2 protein-coding genes and 1 pseudogene are annotated in these 962 nt (G+C 54.2%); all 3 read right to left on the bottom strand.

Annotated elements, in window-relative coordinates; translation table 11 throughout:
- Positions 1–371 (bottom strand): annotated as a pseudogene (locus tag DXA54_RS27970) (conjugative transposon protein TraM); the annotation flags it as partial.
- Positions 352–660, bottom strand: coding sequence for a TraL conjugative transposon family protein (locus DXA54_RS27965; RefSeq protein WP_120081216.1), 309 nt, complete (start codon positions 658–660; stop codon positions 352–354). The pseudogene DXA54_RS27970 and the gene DXA54_RS27965, both read right to left, overlap by 20 nt.
- A 5-nt stretch (positions 661–665) precedes the next feature.
- A partial coding sequence (gene traK / locus DXA54_RS27960; RefSeq protein WP_120081214.1) for a conjugative transposon protein TraK occupies positions 666–962 on the bottom strand: 297 nt, incomplete at its 5' end.

The following is a 962-nucleotide window of genomic DNA, read 5'->3' as shown; positions in this document are numbered from 1 at the left end:
GTTTCCGCCACCTCGCGGTCGAACATATCGCCCAGTTCCTGCATGGCGCGGCTGCGGTTCTCCTGCCGTTCCTCCATTGCTCCCTGTTCGTAGGCTTTCGCCTTGTCGCCGATGATCTGGCGGTTCGCCTTGTCAGCGTCGGGCATTTCGATGTTGTAACCACCCGTTCCCGGTTGCTGCTCCTTGTCGGAAGACGGGGCGAATATCAGCCACATAGCACCGATGAATACCAGCACTATAGCGGGCAGCACTATCATTTTCTGACGTTTCAGCCTTTGGGCTTCGGTCAGCGGCTTGCGCTCCTTCTTCGGTTTCCCGTTGTCGGGAGCCGCCTTGTTCTCGTTTTTAGGTTCATTCTTCGTCTGTTCCATATAAATAAGGTATTACATTATGATTGTTGTCCGGCTTTATGGACAGTTCCACCTGTCCGGCATGGTCTGTTACCATCCGGCTGCCGTCATTCCTGCCGATTTCATAGACGGCTTTGCCGAAGGTGTAGAGGGCAAGCACCGCAAAGGCGGCGAGCATCGCCAGCACGATGCGCCTGCGTGTCTTCGGGGGCAAACCGTCCAGATAGCCTTTGAGCCTTGCCACCAGCATTTTCTTTTTGTCGTGGAGTTTCCAGTACGCACGCCAAAATGATTTCCTGATTTTCTTCATGTCCGTTACCTTTTGATGGTTTGTAAATCCTTGTTCTCGATGATGGTGAATCCCTCGATGGTGAAACCGTTGGGATTGTCGTCCGAACGGGACGAGTTCAAGAGGCGGCACGTAGTCACGAGGCTGCGCTCGGTGACGTTGCTCTGCCGGATGATCTTCTGCGTGGCGTAGGTCACGGCACGGTAGGGATAGCCGTTGAAATCGCACACCACGCTGTCCACCTTCAACACCTGATTGATGTTCCCGGCGATGATGCGGTTGTAGTACCCCTTCTCGGCAAAGTCCGAATAGTAGTTGTACAC

Origin of the sequence: Bacteroides sp. OF03-11BH (assembly GCF_003604005.1) — a bacterium.
GTDB classification, from domain to species: domain Bacteria; phylum Bacteroidota; class Bacteroidia; order Bacteroidales; family Bacteroidaceae; genus Bacteroides; species Bacteroides ovatus.
The sequence above is the reverse complement of the archived record's forward strand: the minus strand, read 5'-3'. Positions and strand labels throughout refer to the sequence as shown.